17 protein-coding genes are annotated in these 18265 nt (G+C 34.3%); 5 read left to right on the plus strand and 12 right to left on the minus strand.

The window, feature by feature from the left end; all coding sequences use genetic code 11:
• The first annotated feature begins 157 nt into the window (after nt 1-157).
• A complete protein-coding gene (locus LQ679_RS06000; protein ID WP_159315980.1) occupies nt 158-1048 on the plus strand; it encodes a fructose bisphosphate aldolase in 891 nt (296 codons plus the stop codon).
• 74 nt (nt 1049-1122) lie between these two features.
• On the opposite strand, the gene LQ679_RS06005 is transcribed toward LQ679_RS06000, so the two are convergent.
• Entirely contained in the window at nt 1123-2574 is a 1452-nt protein-coding gene (locus LQ679_RS06005; protein WP_239762263.1) for a SulP family inorganic anion transporter, read from the minus strand.
• A 94-nt stretch (nt 2575-2668) separates the two neighbouring features.
• Between LQ679_RS06005 and LQ679_RS06010 the strand changes: the two genes are divergently transcribed.
• From LQ679_RS06010 to LQ679_RS06020, 3 genes are all read left to right on the plus strand, one after another.
• A complete protein-coding gene (locus tag LQ679_RS06010) occupies nt 2669-3211 on the plus strand; it encodes a recombinase family protein (RefSeq protein WP_239762264.1) in 543 nt (180 codons plus the stop codon).
• Between the two features lie 267 nt (nt 3212-3478).
• Nucleotides 3479-3694: a hypothetical protein gene (locus LQ679_RS06015; RefSeq protein ID WP_239762265.1), complete on the plus strand. Its 216-nt coding sequence runs from the start codon at nt 3479-3481 to the stop codon at nt 3692-3694.
• A gap of 91 nt (nt 3695-3785) precedes the next feature.
• Nucleotides 3786-4244: a GNAT family N-acetyltransferase gene (locus LQ679_RS06020; protein WP_159315995.1), complete on the plus strand. Its 459-nt coding sequence runs from the start codon at nt 3786-3788 to the stop codon at nt 4242-4244.
• Nucleotides 4245-4336: 92 nt separating this feature from the next.
• Here LQ679_RS06020 and betA read toward each other — a convergent pair whose 3' ends face one another.
• A complete protein-coding gene (gene betA, locus LQ679_RS06025) occupies nt 4337-6019 on the minus strand; it encodes a choline dehydrogenase (protein WP_239762266.1) in 1683 nt (560 codons plus the stop codon).
• A 39-nt stretch (nt 6020-6058) separates the two neighbouring features.
• Entirely contained in the window at nt 6059-7549 is a 1491-nt protein-coding gene (betB, locus tag LQ679_RS06030; protein ID WP_239740576.1) for a betaine-aldehyde dehydrogenase, read from the minus strand.
• A 208-nt stretch (nt 7550-7757) separates the two neighbouring features.
• Between betB and cudC the strand changes: the two genes are divergently transcribed.
• Nucleotides 7758-8312 (plus strand): choline uptake/conversion transcriptional regulator CudC, encoded by a 555-nt coding sequence (gene cudC, locus LQ679_RS06035; protein ID WP_037590187.1) that lies wholly within the window; start codon nt 7758-7760, stop codon nt 8310-8312.
• Nucleotides 8313-8778: 466 nt separating this feature from the next.
• On the opposite strand, the gene cysC is transcribed toward cudC, so the two are convergent.
• From cysC to LQ679_RS06080, 9 genes are all read right to left on the minus strand, one after another.
• Nucleotides 8779-9378, minus strand: coding sequence for an adenylyl-sulfate kinase (gene cysC, locus LQ679_RS06040; RefSeq protein WP_037590188.1), 600 nt, complete (start codon nt 9376-9378; stop codon nt 8779-8781).
• A gap of 19 nt (nt 9379-9397) precedes the next feature.
• Nucleotides 9398-10576 carry a sulfate adenylyltransferase gene (sat, locus tag LQ679_RS06045; RefSeq protein ID WP_239762267.1) on the minus strand — a complete coding sequence of 393 codons (1179 nt, stop codon included), beginning with the start codon at nt 10574-10576 and terminating at the stop codon, nt 9398-9400.
• A gap of 15 nt (nt 10577-10591) precedes the next feature.
• Entirely contained in the window at nt 10592-11500 is a 909-nt protein-coding gene (locus tag LQ679_RS06050; RefSeq protein WP_025907279.1) for a sulfite exporter TauE/SafE family protein, read from the minus strand.
• Between the two features lie 21 nt (nt 11501-11521).
• Nucleotides 11522-12136, minus strand: a complete 615-nt coding sequence (locus LQ679_RS06055; RefSeq protein WP_239762268.1) for an NAD(P)-binding protein — start codon at nt 12134-12136, stop codon at nt 11522-11524.
• Nucleotides 12137-12161: 25 nt separating this feature from the next.
• Complete coding sequence (locus tag LQ679_RS06060; protein ID WP_239762269.1) at nt 12162-12902, minus strand: sirohydrochlorin chelatase; 741 nt, start codon at nt 12900-12902, stop codon at nt 12162-12164.
• 18 nt (nt 12903-12920) lie between these two features.
• Entirely contained in the window at nt 12921-13688 is a 768-nt protein-coding gene (gene cobA, locus LQ679_RS06065) for a uroporphyrinogen-III C-methyltransferase (RefSeq protein ID WP_126477975.1), read from the minus strand.
• A gap of 20 nt (nt 13689-13708) precedes the next feature.
• Nucleotides 13709-15412: an assimilatory sulfite reductase (NADPH) hemoprotein subunit gene (cysI, locus tag LQ679_RS06070; RefSeq protein WP_374199839.1), complete on the minus strand. Its 1704-nt coding sequence runs from the start codon at nt 15410-15412 to the stop codon at nt 13709-13711.
• A gap of 14 nt (nt 15413-15426) precedes the next feature.
• Nucleotides 15427-17247: an assimilatory sulfite reductase (NADPH) flavoprotein subunit gene (locus LQ679_RS06075; protein ID WP_232181067.1), complete on the minus strand. Its 1821-nt coding sequence runs from the start codon at nt 17245-17247 to the stop codon at nt 15427-15429.
• Between the two features lie 102 nt (nt 17248-17349).
• A complete protein-coding gene (locus LQ679_RS06080; RefSeq protein ID WP_048540518.1) occupies nt 17350-18081 on the minus strand; it encodes a phosphoadenylyl-sulfate reductase in 732 nt (243 codons plus the stop codon).
• Between the last annotated feature and the right edge of the window lie 184 nt (nt 18082-18265).

The raw sequence follows: 18265 nt of genomic DNA on the forward strand, positions 1-18265 counted from the left end.
ATAAGCATTTTATGAAATAATCATGCGTCAATCTTCTTAAATTCGACATATTTATTGAGCATTTTCTCACTTAAAAATTCATTAAAAGTTGAATAACTTGCGATAAATGGTAAAAATCATCATACTATAAGTGAAAATATCTAAAGGAGTGGAAAAAATGAACCAAGAACAATTTGAAAAAATAAAAAATGGTAAAGGTTTTATAGCTGCACTAGATCAAAGTGGTGGTAGTACTCCAAAAGCTCTTAAAGATTATGGTATTGATGAAAATCAATACAGCAATGAAGATGAAATGTTTACACTTGTTCATGAAATGAGAACACGTATCGTAACATCTCCAGCCTTTACTTCTGAAAAAATATTAGGTGCAATTTTATTTGAACAAACAATGGACCGTGAAGTTGAAGGTCAATATACTTCTGACTACTTAGCTTCAAAAGGTATCGTTCCTTTCTTAAAAGTAGACAAAGGTTTAGCAGATGAAGAAAATGGCGTTCAGTTAATGAAAGTCATTCCTGGTTTAGATGAGTTATTACAACGTGCAAAAGAACGTAATGTATTTGGTACAAAAATGCGTTCAAATATTCTTGAAGCAAATCAAGAAGCTATTGCTAAAGTTGTAGAACAACAATTTGAAATTGGTAAACAAATTATCGAAGCAGGATTAGTTCCAATTATCGAACCAGAAGTGAACATTAATGCTAAAGATAAAGAAGAAATTGAAGATATCTTAAAAGAAGAAATCGCGAAAGAATTAGATAAATTAAACGACGATCAATACGTTATGTTGAAATTAACAATTCCAACAAAAGCAAACCAATATAAATCATTAATCGAACACCCTAACGTTGTTCGTGTCGTTGCATTATCAGGCGGTTACTCAAGAGAAAAAGCAAATGAATTACTTAAAGAAAATGACGGACTTATCGCAAGTTTCTCACGTGCATTAGTAACTGACCTATTCGCTGGACAATCAGCAGAAGAATTTAATAGCGGACTACAAGACGCAGTAGATTCAATCTATGACGCATCAGTCAATAAAAATTAATAACATAACAAAAGGCTTGGACAATTTATTAGTGTCCGAGCCTTTTATATTAGGGTTAAATAAAGTATCCAATCTTATGTTAAATGTGATTCATTGAGCTGACTTAGTTCGGAAATAATTTTCCTACTATCTGTATTTAATTGTTTAACAAATACTGTATTGTTTTTATCTTCGAATTTTTTTACCATTGAATCGATTGCATTGACTGCTGAGTCATCCCATAAATGAGCGTGTGTAAAGTCTAATTCAATCTGACTATTTTCAATAGAAAAGTCTAGCTGATTCATCATTGAATCTATTGAAACAAAGAATATTTGTCCGGTGAATGCATATTTATAAAAATGATTTTCTATTGTTTGATGAACATGAACATTTGATATTTTAGTAGCAAAGAATAAAGAACTAAATATAACACCGACAATAACGCCTATAGCTAAGTTATGTGTAAATAACACGATGATCACTGTCAAAATCATAACGACAGCATCTGTTCTTGGTGCTTGCTTAATGTACTTAAATGATTTCCAATCAAATGTACTAATAGATACCATAACCATAATACCCGCTAAAATTGGCATAGGAATTTGTACAACTACATCTCCTAATAATAGGATGAGAATGATTAAGAAGACACCCGCTGTAAATGTTGATAATCTACTCGTTGCACCTGATTTTACATTGATGACAGATTGACCAATCATAGCACAGCCACCCATTCCTCCAAATAATCCTGTGATGATATTGGCAATACCTTGACCTCTAGATTCTTTATTTTTATTACTATGAGAATCTGTTGCTTCATCGACAATTTTAGCCGTTAATAAACTTTCTACTAATCCTACAATTGCCATTGATAAAGAATACGGCAAAATGATAGTTAATGTCTCTAAGTTAAAAGGAACTTGTGGTATTAAGAAATTCGGAAATGCTCTCGTTATCGTACCTAAATCGCCAACTGTTCTTACATTAGAACCTGTTACCATATATAGCGTTGTTAATAAAATAATTGCGATAAGCGGTGCAGGAATTGCTTTGAAATATTTTGGTACAATATAAACAATGAGTAATGTAATAGCTATATAAATATATGTACTTATTGAAATACCAAATATATGCTCAAGTTGAGACATAAAAATCATAATCGCTAAGGCATTTACAAATCCAATCATGACTGACCTTGGTATAAACTTCATGAGTCTACCAATTTTGAGAATTCCTAATAATAACTGTATAATACCCATGAGTATCGTTGCTGCAAATAAATAATCGACACCGTGTTCTCTAACTAAAGGTGTTACAATAAGCGCAACAGCTCCTGCAGCTCCAGATATCATAGCAGGTCTACCGCCTACTATTGAAGTTGTCGTAGCAATAATAAAAGCAGCGTACAATCCTACCATTGGATCTACTCCTGCAATTATAGAAAATGCAATGGCTTCAGGTATAAGTGCTAGCGCTACAACAATACCAGCTAGTAAATTTTTCCCTGGATTAGAAAGCCATTCTTCTATATAAGATTTAAACATTATACATACTCCTATTTTATATATTTTCAATAGTGCTATTATAAACAAAAGAGTTTCATATGTATACATTTATGAAACTATTGAGGTGAAATTTATGAATTATGGTTATATTAGACCAATCGAATTATATGATACAATCGCTGAACAACATTCAAAGTTAAGCAAATTTTCGTTAACAATTATTGAAGAATCTCATGCACAAACTGAAATCAGAAAAGAATTAAATACATTATTTTATAGTAAATTACAAAGTGGGGATAAATTATACATAACTGATTTATGTATTCTTGCAGATACCTCATACCAATTAGAAGAACTCATTACAATTGCCCAGGAAATCAATGTGGACATTCATATTATTAATGCTCAAATAACAATTAGTCAGCATGAACAAATGAATTTTAATAAATTTTTAAATCTACTTAATCAGTTTCAAAGCGATATGATTAAATTCAGAACTAAGTCAGGTATCGCAAAAGCCAAAACAGAAGGTAAGACTATCGGAAGACCAAAGCGAAATGATCTTAATTTAAAAAATGCCATCGAGATGTACCATTCTAAGAAGTATACTTTAGAAGAAATTAAAGAAGCGACCAACATTAGCAGAGCAACATTATATAGACACTTAAATAAATAATAATTAGGGACATAATTCTGGGAAATGTCCGTAAGAGGTGCTGTTAGAGACACAATTTGGAATAATGTCCCTTAGATATGCTGTTAGAGACACAATTCGGAATAATGTCCTTTAGACATGCTGTTAGGGACACAATTCTGGGAAATGTCCCTTAGACATGCTGTTAGAGACACAATTCGGAATAATGTCCCTTAGATATGCTGTTAGAGACACAATTCGGAATAATGTCCCTTAGACACCCCTCTTTTATTACCATTATTCAAAATTATGGTAGTTACAGCTTTCTTATTACCACTTTTCAGAATTATGGTAGTTAGCGACTTCTTATTACCATTATTCAGAATTATGGTAGTTAGCGACTTCTTATTACCATTATTCAGAATTGTGGTATTTAGCGCGTTCTTATTACCACTTTTCGGAATTATGGTAGTTACAGCTTTCTTATTACCACTTTTCGGAATTATAGTAGTTAAGATATTCTAAAGTAACACTAAATTAAAAGACGAGAAACATAACACGATTAATTTAAATTATATGAATACTGTAATTTTCATATATTTAGGAGGGTTTTTATATGTGGACTATTACTAAAATGAACCAAGATGAAGCAGAAGAAATAGCAAATTCATGGAAATATCCTGAGCCGTATTCTTTCTATAACTTAACTGAGGATATAGAAGATTACAATGAGATATTAGATCCTACAAAAAGAGGAGATAATTTTTTTACAGTACAAAAAGATAACACGCTAATAGGATACTTTTGTATTGAGTTGACTAACAACTCTGTAAGTTTAGGATTAGGAATGAAGCCAAATTTAACAGGTAACGGAAAAGGAAAAGAGTTTTTAGAATATATTATCAACTTTATTAGAAGTAAATATAATATTAATAAAATCACATTGGCAGTTGTAGATTTTAATAAAAGAGCCTTTAAAGTATATAGAAAAAGTGGTTTTGTAGTGACTGGAGAAAGTAAAAATCCTACAAATGGGGGGATTTATAATTTTATTAATATGGAAAAATATTTATAAATCTCAAAAAAAATACAGTAGAAATTCTTATTTAAAATAGAATTTCTACTGTATTTTTATTTTATAAAACGCTTCTGTCCTAGACTCTCCTATTATTTCACAACGCCTGCGTCTTTAGGGTGGACGCCATGTTTATAGTAATCTATTTCTTCTGGTTCTAATGGTTTTTTACCACGAATGATGTCTGCTGCTTTTTCTGCTAGCATCAATACTGGTGCGTGGATATTACCGTTTGTTGTACGTGGCATTGCTGATGCATCGACTACTCTCAAGTTCTCCATACCGTGAACTTTCATTGTTAATGGGTCAACTACAGCCATTGGATCTGATGCTGGTCCCATTTTTGCACTACATGATGGGTGAAGTGCTGTTTCTGCATCTTTTTTAACCCACTCTAAAATTTCTTCATCTGTTTGTACTGAAGGTCCTGGAGATATTTCTCCATCATTGTATGGTGCTAGAGCTGGTTGTTTCAAGATATTTCTTGCAACTCTAATTGCTTCTACCCATTCTTGTTCGTCTTCTTTTGTAGATAAATAATTAAAGACAAATTTAGGTTTTTCAAATGGATCTTTAGATTTAATCTTCAAGCTACCTCTAGAGTTAGAATACATTGGTCCGATATGTACTTGGAAACCATGTTTCGTATCTGCTTTTTGTCCATCATAACGTACTGCTAATGGTAAGAAGTGGAACATTAAGTTTGGATAATCAACTTTATCATTAGATCTTACAAATCCGCCACCTTCAAAGTGGTTACTTGCTGCTGGTCCTTTTCTACCGAAGATCCATTGTAATCCGATAAAAGGCATTCTAAATTTATTTAAACTTGGTTGCTCAGATACTGGTTTAGAAGATGCATGTTGTACATATACTTCTAAGTAGTCTTCGAAGTTTTCACCTACACCTGGCAAGTGTACACGTGTCTCTATACCTAATGAATTTAAATGTTCAGAGTCACCAATTCCAGAAAGTTGAAGTAATTGTGGCGTATTGAACGCACCACCTGATAGAATAACTTCTCCTGCAGCAACTGTATGTGTCTTACCATTTTTCTTGAATGTTACACCAGTTGCTCGTCTACCTTCATAATTGATTTCTGTAACAAAAGCTCTTGTTTGAACAGTTAAATTCTTACGTTTCATAGCTGGTCTTAAATAAGCAATTGATGCTGAAACACGTCGACCATTATGAATTTGGCTATCAAATGGACCAAATCCTTCTTGTCTAAAACCATTTACATCAGGTGTCTTATTGTATCCAGCTTGAACGCCCGCTTCAAAGAAAGCTTGGAATAATGGGTTTGTTGCTGGTCCTCTTCTCAATTTAATTGGTCCATTGTGACCACGATATTGATCTGATTTATCTGCTCCAAAAGTTTTTTCTAATCGCTTAAAGTATGGTAAACAATTCGCAAACTTCCATGTTTCCATGCCTTCAGGTTCTCCCCAACCTTCATAGTCCATTGGGTTTCCTCGTTGATAAATCATACCATTGATTGAACTTGAACCACCAAGTACTTTACCTCTTGTATGTGCTACTTTTCTACCGCCCATATGAGGTTCGCCATCTGTTTCATATTTCCAGTCATAGAAACGATTACCCGATGGATACATAAGTGCTGCTGGCATTTGAATTAATAAATCCCATGGATAGTCACTTCTACCCGCTTCTAATACTAATACGGTCTTATCTTTATCTTCACTTAAACGATTACCTAATACAGATCCGGCACTTCCGCCTCCAATAATTATATAATCATAAGATTGCTTCATCTCAAAATCCTCCTATATACTCGTTCTTCTTTGTTGTATTTATTTACTAAACCAATTCACTGGCTCAGGTTGAATATTTGTATAAATATGTTTAGAAATTAAATATTCTTCTAAACCTTCTTTACCTAACTCTCTACCAATACCAGATTGTTTATATCCACCCCATGGTGCTTGTGCAAAATATGGATGGAAGTCATTAATCCAAACCGTACCCATTTTCAATTTATTAGCCACACGATTTGCTTTAGCGATATCTTGTGTAAATACGCCGCCTGCGAGTCCATAAATAGAATCATTCGCTAATTCAATCGCTTCTTGTTCATTTGAGAACCCTTCAATTGTTACGACAGGTCCAAATACTTCTTCTTGTACAATTCTCATAGATGTATCACAGTTTGTAATGACTGTTGGTTCAAAGAAGAAACCATCTTGTAAGTCTGCTCTGTCTGGTCGTTTACCACCAGCAGCAATTGTCGTACCTTCTTCTTTCGCAACTTCTATATATTTTTCAACTTTATCGCGGTGTTCTCCTGAAATTAACGGTCCCATCTCAGTTTTTTCATCAAAACCATTACCGATTTTAATTTTATTAACACGTTCAACTAAAGCTTTTTCAAATTTATCTTTAATATCGTTATGGACGATAATTCGTGATCCAGCTGAACAAACTTGACCAGCATGGAAATAGCCACCATTTAATGCTTGATCAATCGCTAAATCAAAATCTGCATCATCGAAAATAATATTCGGATTCTTGCCACCTAGTTCTAATGCAATATTCGTTACATTGTCTGCTGCACGTTTCATAATATGCTTACCTGTTTGAATACCACCTGTAAATGAAACGAGATCGACTTCTTTATGAGATGCTAATACTTCACCAACTTCAGAACCTTTACCTAGTACAAGATTGATGACACCGTTAGGAAATCCAACTTGTTCCATTAATTCAAATACACGAATTGTTGTTAATGGCGTAATTTCACTTGGTTTCATAACTAACGAACAACCTGTTACAAGAGCAGGTGCTATTTTCCATGAAGCCTGAAGTAACGGATAATTCCACGGCGTAATTTGCGTTACAACGCCTACAGGTTCTTTTACTAATTTACTTTCTGAATGAGGTATTGGGGAATCAATAATTTCACCACCATCATGTCCTGCTAAACCTGCAAAATACATAAATACATTATGAATATCATCCATATCTGCATATGATTCTTCTAATGTCTTACCAGTATCTAATGTTTCAAGTTCTGCTAGTTCTTCTTTATGTTCTTTAATTAAATCTGCAATTTCTCTAACTTTACGACTTCTATTTTCAGTCGTCTCACCTGACCATTCACCAGCTTCAAATGACTGTCTAGCTGCTAAAATTGCTTTTTCAGCATCTTCTTCTGTACCTTCTGCTACTGAAATCACAACTTCTTGATTATATGGATTCACAATGTCGCGAGTCGCTTTATTAGAAGCTTCTACCCACTCACCATTTATAAATTGACGTCTAGATAAATGCTCTATATATCCCATTCAAAATACCTCCGTTAACTTTGTTAAATTTTTATTTAACGAACTTTACAAATTTTATGTTAGCATAGAATTATGAAAGGCGTCAAATTTCCAAAGTTCATTTATGATTTGTTTTTAATAGGTATTTCAAATAGACAAGTAATGGAAAAGCAACTACAATGTAAAAGGATTCATGGTACAATTAAGGTAACTATTGGAGGTGTATGTAGTGGTACGTTCAGATAACTACAAAAAACAACTAGACCAAGCTAAAGACATCGTGATTAACGGTATTGGAGAAACGATGGATTTATATGGTATTAATCGAAGTGTTGGAAATTTATACGGGACGATGGTATTTGAAGGTAGTATGACACTAGATGAAATGCGTGAACAACTTCAAATGAGCAAACCAAGCATGAGTGCTGGTGTTAAGAAACTACAAGAATTTGATATCGTCAAACAACAATTTACAAGAGGAAGTAGAAAACAACATTTCATCGCTGAAAAAGACTTCTTTATCTTCTTTAATAACTTTTTCTCAAGAAAATGGGATCGAGAAATTTCTATTAATATGGATTCTGTTAAAGACGCAGAAATCTTGCTACAAAAAATCATAGACGCAGATGATGTCGATGAAGAAACTAAAGAAGAAGCAATCGCCATTCATACACAATTAGAAGAATCAAAAGTATATTATGAATGGTTAGCAAATATCAGTAATGCTATTAAAACTGGAGAGATATATAAGTATTTCCCAATACCAAGTCAAGAAGACAAATAAGTATAAGCGCGAGGTAGCAATGCATACCCCGCGCTTTTGTTATTTTTGTTGGCTCCAGTATTTGCACTTAGGGCTAGAACTGCTAATAACAGTATCAGTATTTGCACTTTTGACCAGAACTGCTAATAACAGTATCAGTATTTGCACTTTTGACCAGAACTGCTATTAACGGCACCAGTATTTGCACCTTTGACCAGAACTGCTAATAACGGTATCAGTATTTGCATCTTTAGCCAGAACTGCTAATAATGGGGCCCATATTTACAAAACTCGTAAAAATTGTAAATACTGACGCTCTTATGAACACTTTCCACTAAACTTGTTCATAACGACACCCTTATGAACACTTCTCACCAAACTTGTTCATAACAACCGCCTTATGAACACTTCTTGCCAAACTTGTTCATAAGCGCCATACCACAAATCAAAAAGCTCACAACACTAGCTAGCGTTGTGAGCTTCTTCTTTATAAATATTGATTTTCTTTTAAGTATGCAACGATTTTCTCTACAGATTCTTCTACACTTTCGTTTTCTGTATCGATGACAATTTCAGGGTTTGATGGTTCTTCATATGGAGCATTTATGCCAGTGAATTCTTTGATTTCACCGCTTCTTGCTTTCTTATACAGTCCTTTTGGATCTCTTGATTCACACTCGTCTAAACTACATTTAGTGAAGACTTCGATGAATTCACCGTCTTCAAGTATTTCTCTAACTGTATTACGGTCTTCTTCATATGGTGAGATGAATGCTGTCATTGTAACAACACCAGCATCTACCATTAATTTACCGACTTCACCGATACGACGGATATTTTCTTTTCGATCTTCTGGACTGAATCCAAGGTTTTGGTTCAATCCGTGACGAATGTTATCTCCATCTAAACGATATGACGTGATATTTTGTTCAAATAATGCTTTTTCTAATGCTACAGATATTGTTGATTTACCTGATCCTGATAATCCAGTAAACCAAATTACAACACTTTTATGACCGTTACGTTCTTGTCTTTGTGCTTTTGTTACTTCAGAATCATGCCATGTAATATTTGTTGACGCGCTCATTATTCCACTCCTAAAGAAATTAATTTTGTCTTAAACCTTTAATTAATACTTCTGCTACTTCTGGTCTTGAGAATTCTTTTGGTAATTGTTCACCGTTACGAAGTTTCTCTCTCACTTTTGTTCCACTTAAATGTACATGATTTGATTTATCATGAGGACATGTCTTAGCTGTTGTCATGTTGTCACAAACTGTACAGAAGAATGCATGTTCAAATTTAAAGATTTGAATACCTATTTCATCTTCATATTGTGAAATTAATTCTTGTGCGTCATATGTACCATAGTAGTCACCTACACCTGCATGGTCACGACCGACGATAAAGTGTGTACAGCCATAATTCTTACGTACTAATGCATGTAAAATAGCTTCACGTGGGCCAGCATATCTCATTGCTGCTGGATAAATCACAAGTCGTGTTCTTTCTTCTGGGTAATAATGTTTCAAGATAACTTGATAACTTTCCATTCTTATTTCAGCTGAAATATCATCAGACTTCGTTTCACCAACTAAAGGATTTAATAATAATCCATCCACTGATTCAAGTGCTATTTTTTGAATATATTCATGCGCACGATGAACTGGGTTTCTCGTTTGGAAACCTACAACTGTTTTCCATCCTAATACTTTAAATAATTCACGTGTTTCACTTGGGTCTAAATGGAAATCACTAAATTCATCATGTTTTGGTCGATCAACTAATTGAATTGGACCAGCTAAATAAACATTACCTTTTTCATATACACGTTTCACACCTGGGTGATCCACATCAGTTGTTCCGTACACATTTTGAGCTTCTTTAGCTTTATCATACGTATATTTCTCTTCAAGTTTTAACACACCATATAAATGATTGTCTTCACCATATAAAGCGATGTCTGAACCTATTTCATAGTTGTTTGCTTCTTCTTCAGTAACCGGTAATGTAATTGGAATACTCCATACAAGTCCGTTTTCTAGACGTAGGTTTTCAACGACACTGATATAATCTTTCTCACCTAAAAATCCTGTCAGTGGACTGAAACCACCAATTGCGATTAATTCTAAATCTGATAGACTCCAAGGATTTAATGTTAATTTAGGATATGATTGTGCCGCTTCAATAAGTTCTGCTCTTTCTTGACCTGTTACTTGGCGATTAATTAATTCTCCACCATGAGCTTCGATTGTTTCTTTAGTCTTTTGAGTTGCTGATACCATCAATATTCACTCCTATTAATTAATTTGATCTACTTCTTTTGATTTTTGATTTTGAATATTAAAAGGAAATTTATTATGTTGGTAAAGTGTGAATAGTACTAGACCTAACCAAGCAAGGATAATAACACCTTTTATAATATTGACTGTTGCTTCACTGCTAATTAAAGTACCTAATAACACGCTACTATTTGTAAATATGATTAGACCACCGACAAGTACCGCTAAAACGTACACCGGTAAAGTCTTCACTAACCATGCTGAGAACGGTGCTGCTACGACGCCACCAAATGCTAACGCAACGACGAGTAAAATATTGATTTGACTCCAACCTAAGAAGATAATAAATCCTAATGAAGTTGAAATTGTTACAAAGAACTCACTCGCTGAAACTGTTCCGATAACATATCTTGGTTCAATTTTATTTCTTGATAGTAATAATGGTGTGTTGACTGGACCCCAGCCACCACCACCAATTGCATCTAAGAATCCTGCAATTGCACCTTGTGGAACAAGTAATAAAGCTGAAAATCTGCCGTCTTTCACTTGCTGGTTTTGCTGTTTTTTAAATACAAATTGATAAATAATATAAATCCCCATTGATAATAAGAATAAGGCGATGAATGGTTTAATAAAATCACTGTGCAAGTTACTCAATACACCTGCACCGATAAATCCAGTTATCGCGCCTGGTAAAGCAAGCTTTAGAATGATGGACTTATCAACATTTTTAAACTTTAAATGTGAAAGTCCGGATGCTGCTGTTGTTGCCACTTCTGAAAAATGAATGGTTGCAGATGCGATTGCTGGTGCCACTCCAAAAGTTAATAGTAATGATGAAGAGGTTGCACCAAATCCCATCCCAAGAGAACCGTCTATAAGTTGTGCTAAAAAACCTACTAATGCAAATATCGTTAACTTTCGCATACGCTACTCCTCTCTGGCTTTCTATTTAAGTTGTCGTTTCAACCAATTGATGAATTTATTCTGCTCAATCGTATCGAAATATTGATGAGACAAAATATTCTCTAACAATTGATTTTTTTCTGTTTGCTCTATTTCTAGTGATTTAATGATTGTGCGACATTCATATAAAAAATCTACATATTCTGTATAATCTACTGAATATTGTTGATCTAAATCTTTCAAAATATTACGCACTAACTTTGGGCTTGCACCATTTGATGTGACGCTTATCTGCAACTTACCTCTATTTAATGTCCCAGGAAATATCACATTGCCATCTTGTGCATCACCGACCATGTTGATTAGACAATGTTTAGGGGCATTATCTTTAATGACATCGGTTATTTCTGGTGAGTTCGTGGCATTTATAATAAAATCAACATGTTCTATATCAGATATTTCAAAGTTCTTTTTGTGCCATTTCAATTTCCCTTCAATTTCATACTGCTTTAAATTGTCTGTAAGTTCTGGTGAAATAACATGAATTAACGCTTCACTATTTATGAGTGCGTTCACTCTGCGTTCAGCAATTTTACCGCCACCAATAACTTTGACGATTTTATCTTGTAAATCTAAATTGATTGGAATGTATGCCACAATAAATCATCCTTTAATCTGATATTTAAACTGTTTGAGTCGTTAGTGTTTCTAACACGCGATCTTTCAATGCTTCTTGTATGGATGGATGATGACCTAAATGTTCGCATACGATGATGTCGCTTTTCGTATTATGCTCCGCTGCTGTTTGCTCTATATGACGCTCCAAGACACCTGTAAACCAAAGATATGGCGCAATGAATACTTGTGAATATTCTTCATGTAATGCATCTTGTAAAGCTTCTTCAAAAGATGGCTCACAGGCAGCTAAGTAACACACTTCAACATTTTTAAATCCTGTCGTTTCGTATAAGGATTGACCTATAGCTGTAATATCTATCTTCGTTTGCGGATTATAACTGCCTCTTCCAACAACAAGTAATTTAGCATCTTCTTGAATCGCAACTTTCGTTTCTTCAATACGTTCTTTAAGAATGGCTGTTAATCTTGGTTGAACACCTAAAGGCTCTCCATAAGTAAAAGTTACTTCTGGATATTGTGTCTTAATTTCATCTATCTCTTTCGGTATATCTTTAAAATAATGACCTGCACTTAGTAACAATACGGGTATAACGGATATCTCGGTTGCACCTTTCGCTATAAGCTTTTCAACGCCTTGCTGAATATCTGGTTGTGCTAATTCTAAGAAACAAATTTCTTGTAACGGTATATCAATAGAGTGTTTCACAGATTCTATAAAAGAAATTGCCTCATCTGTCGCTTCTTTAATTCTGCTACCGTGACTGACATATAACACGCCTATCATTGTATCCCTCCAGTATTATTAAATAAGTTGTGGAACGTTCTGTTCTGATGCCACTTCTTCAAACCAGCTCATGCGATCTCTCAGTTTGACGACTTCTCCAATAACAATCATTGCAGGGTTTGTAATTTGATGTGATTTCTCTACAATGTCTTCTAAAGTCCCTGTCACTGTGACTTGTTTTTGTGAAGTTCCACAATGAATTAATGCTACTGGTGTTTGAATATCTTTACCGTGTTTCACTAATAATTTTTGGATGTCAGGCAACTTCTTTACACCCATATAAATACAAAGTGTTTCAGGTCCTAGTGCTAAGTGTTTCCAATACTCATCTTCATCAACACTGTCTTTCATAACACCTGTTATAAAGGCAACAGATGAACTATAATCTCTATGTGTCACTGGAATACCAGCATAAGCTGGTGCCGCAACACCAGCAGTAATACCTGGAACCACTTCGAACGGAATATCATAGTTCTTTAATGTTTCTGCTTCCTCGCCACCACGACCAAAGATAAATGGATCGCCACCTTTAAGTCTTGTTACGGTGTAACCTTCTAGAGAAAGTTTTACGAGCAATTCATTAATTTCATCTTGAGTTAAAGAATGCTTATTCGGACTTTTACCGCAATAAATCATTCTCGTGTCTTCAGTTGCATAATCTAATAATGCTTTATTGACGAGTCGGTCATATAATATGACATTAGACTGTTTAATGGCTTTAATACCTTTAACCGTTATTAAATCTGGATCGCCCGGTCCAGCACCAACCAAGAATACTTTCCCCATTCTTACACCCCATTTTCTGATTAACTATGGAAGTCTTGTCCTGATTGCACTTCTTTAATTATGCCTTTACGGATAACAAAGTCTCCAAAGTGTTCTCCATCATTTTTTTCTTTACCGTATTGAATCAGAATTGGTTTTAAGCTTTCTAAAATCTCATCTTCACCAATATTTTCTTTAAATAATTTATTTAAACGATTTCCAGTGAATCCGCCGCCAAGATACATATTATATTTACCTGGCGCTTTACCGATAAATGCAATTTCAGCTAATGCTGGTCTTGCACATCCATTTGGACAACCTGTCATTCGAATCGTAATTTCTTCTTCATTTAAACCTGCTTCATCTAAAAGTCCTTCAATTTTATTGATGAGTGTTGGAAGGTAACGTTCTGATTCAGCCATTGCTAAACCACACGTTGGAAATGCAACACATGCCATTGAATTTCTTCTAAGTCCTGTATAATGTTCACCGTCTGTTATGCCATATTGATCAATAATTTTTTGAATTTGTTGTTTTTTACTTTTGGCAACATTGGCAATAATTAAGTTCTGGTTAGGCGTTAAACGGAAGTCACCTGTATGAATTTCAGCTATTTCTCTCAAGGCTGTCTTCAATTTGTAATCAGAAGTATCTTTGACACGTCCATTTTGAATAAATAATGTAAAGTGCCATTTTCCGCTTCCTTCAGTCCAACCGTATCGGTCACCATTATGTTTAAATTCAAATGGTTTCGCCTCTTCAATTTCCCAACCTAAACGTTTATTCAATTCTTCACGAATAAAATCAACACCAAGACGATCAACAGTATATTTAAATCGTGCGTTCTTTCTGTTTTCTCTATTACCATAATCACGTTGGATAGTTAAAATCTTCTCACAAACATCTACCGCTTCTTCTTTAGGGAAGTAGCCTAATAGACGTCCTACTTGAGGGTATGTCTTCGTATCACCGTGTGTCATACCCATACCGCCACCGACTGTCACATTAAATCCGACTAATTGATCATCTTCAATAACTGCAATCAATCCGATATCTTGTGAATAAACATCAATATCATTTGATGGTGGTACAGCGATACCTATTTTGAATTTTCTTGGCAAATATGTCTTTCCGTACATTGGTTCAACTTCTTCTTTTGTATCGACTATTTTTTCATCGTCTAACCAAATCTCATGATACGCACCAGTTTGAGGTGATAAGTGATCACTTATTTTTGTAGCAAGTGTATCTACTTCTTTGTGCACGCCTGATTGATATGGATTTGGATTACACATGACATTTCTGTTAACGTCACCACATGCTGCTAATGAATCCATGACAGCATGGTGGATACTTTGCATTGAACTTTTTAAGTTTCTTTTTAAGATGCCGTGGAATTGAAATGCTTGTCTTGTTGTCAATTTGATTGTGTTGTTAGCGTATTCTGTTGAAATATCATCCATCGCAATCCATTGATCAGCAGTAGCCGTACCACCTGGAACTCTTACTCTAATCATGAAACTATATGCTGGTTCTAACTTTTGTTTACGACGTTCATCACGAATATCCCTATCATCTTGCATATAGCTACCGTGGAATTTAAGTAATTTAGTATCGTCTTCAGCTATTGCACCAGTTATTTCATCTGCTAAACCTTCTTTAATTGTTCCTCTTAAATAATTACTTCTATTCTTAATGTGTTCCATTTCATCTAATTTGTCGGATAAATTAGTTTGAGTGCTCACAATATTGCCCCCTCTTAATAAATATCTCTTTGATATCTTCTCTCTTTTTTCAATTCAGTTAAAAATGCTTCTGCTTCTTCTTCGTTATAATGTCCTTCTTTTTGAATGACATTTAAAATGGATTGATGCACATCTTTAGCCATATGTTTTTCATCTCCACATACATAGATAGCTGCACCTTCTTGAATCCATTGATAAAATTCTTTACTGTTTTCTTCAATTCTATGTTGTACATATACTTTTTCTTCTGAATCTCTCGAGAACGCGACACTTAATTTATCAAGCACGCCATCTTTCAACCAACCTTGCCATTCTGTTTGGTATAAAAAGTCTGTCGTAAAGTGTTGTTCGCCGAAGAATAACCAAGCTTTATTAGTAAGCTCTAATTCTTCTTTTTCTTGAATATATGACCTAAATGGTGCAACACCTGTACCTGGACCAATCATAATGACAGGCGTTTCACTTGTTTTAGGGAACTTAAAGTTTGGATTCTTCTTCAAGTAAATTGGTACTGTATCACCAGGTTGTAATCGTTCTGCAAATTGTACTGAGCAAACACCTTTTCTATCTCTATCATGAGAGTGGTAACGAACTGCTCCAATCGTTAAATGTACTTCATCAGGTGCTGCTTGATGGCTACTTGCGATTGAATATTCACGAGCTGGCAATTTTCTCAATATTTGATGTAAAGCATCTGGTTGCAAATCTTCAGGTGGAAAATCGTTTAATAAGTCTATAAAATCACGACCTTCAACGTAACCATAAATCCATCTATCTTTTTTAACTTTTTCAGATAACACGCCATTACCAAAGATATTCGCAGCTTTTGTAACGATTGGTTTAGTTAATTTAGTAATTTCGAAATGATTAGTTAATGCATCGCGTAAAGTTAATGTATCGCCTGAATCATTAATTGGTACGATTTCTTCTGGGTCCCAAACAAGTGTTTCAATTAACTCTGATACAATTTCAGGATCATTTTTCGGGAATATGCCGATACAGTCACCTGGTTCAAATGAATCATTGAAACCTTCTAAAGAAAGTTCGATATGTCTAACTTCTTTATTTGAACCTCTACCGTTCAAGTTAATATTTTCTAAAATTTCAGCTTCGTATGGATTAGAGCGTGAATACGTTTGAGTAGCTGATAAATCTTCAGCATCTAATTTAACGGGTTCTTCTGCTGTTTGACCTGATACCTGGCCAATTGAATTTAAAATGTCTTCCATCCATTTTTCAGCAGGTTCATCAAAGTCTAAATCACAATCTACTCTTGGATGTATTCTCTCTGCACCTAACTCTTCTAATCTCTTATCAAAATCTTTACCAGTCTGACAGAAGAATTCATACGATTCATCTCCAAGTGCTAGCACTGAGAATCTTACATCATTCAACTTAGGTGCCTTACGACTATGTAAAAACTCATGGAACGTAATTGCGTTATCTGGTGGATCTCCTTCTCCATGAGTCGCTGTGATAATAAATAAGTCTTCTACTTTCTTTAAATCTTTTGTCTTAAAATCTTCCATACATGCAAGATTGACATTGAATGATTTTTCTTTTAATTTACTTTCTAACGTTTCAGCTAAACCTTGAGCATTACCAGTTTCAGAACCAAACAATACTGTAATATCTCTTTTCTTAAACTTAGGTTCACTGCTCACTGCTGTAGATTGCTCTACTACAGGTGCACTTACTTGACCACCTTGTACGACTGACGCCGATAAGTAACCACTCAACCAAATCTTTTGTTCATTTGTAAGTGTTGCAAATACTTGATTTAACTTTTCTGACTGCTCTTGATTAAAAGGGCTATTTGTTACTGATAATTCCAAAGATGTCACCTCATCCTGTCCAATTATTTAAGTTTTAAATACTATTCTTATGGGAATAGTCTGATTTATGCTAAAAAAAGATTAATAAATCTCTTAATTAGATTACTTAGGTTTATTATTTACTGTATGCAAACCACATTCAGTTTTGTTGAAATTCGTCCATCTTCCTTCACGTGAATCACCTGACGAAGATACTTGAGCTGTACAAGGAATACATCCAATACTTGGATAATTAAAGTCATGAAGTTCATTGTAGGTTAAATCGTGGCGTTCGATATATGCCCATACATCGTCCCAAGTCCAATAAATTAAAGGACAAACTTTTATAGATTTAAATCTTTCATCTTTATTAATAAAATCGGTATTTTGTCTACTTGGAGATTGTTCTCTTCTTAATCCTGAGACCCAAGCAGTAGCGCCCGATAATACTTCTTCTAACGGTTTAATCTTTCTGATATAACAACATTGATTCGGGTCACTTGTCCATAGTGCCGGTTCATATTGATCTGCTTGTTGCTCTAGCGTTAAATCTGGCTTTTTAAGTTCAATATTTAATGTTGGATATCTTTCTTTCACACGGTCAATCAAATCGTATGTTTCTTGAAAATGTAAGTCAGTATCTAAGAATACAATTTTGGCATCTGGCTTAACTTTTGATATTAAATCTATCAAAATCATACCCTCTGCCCCAAAACTACATGAATATACGATAGAATCTCCATAATGTTCATACGCCCATTTAATTATTTGATATGCACCTTTAGTTTCATCGTCAATATCAATATCTTTAAAAGGATCAGTGTCAAAACGTTCATATGTTAACACTTCGGCCATGATATATAACGTCCTCCTTATGCTTATTTCTACAAGCTTTTTAAGTTTAAAATCAATGTTTTTAACAGAATTTATTTTAAACAGATAAGTTTACTAAGAAATAATAAATTATGATGATTAGCATACCCGATACAGCATATGATGTCAACTGTTCTTTTTAAATTTTCAGTCAATTTAATGAAGA

It is taken from the genome of Mammaliicoccus sp. I-M35, assembly GCF_022386455.1.
Lineage (GTDB): Bacteria > Bacillota > Bacilli > Staphylococcales > Staphylococcaceae > Mammaliicoccus > Mammaliicoccus sciuri_A.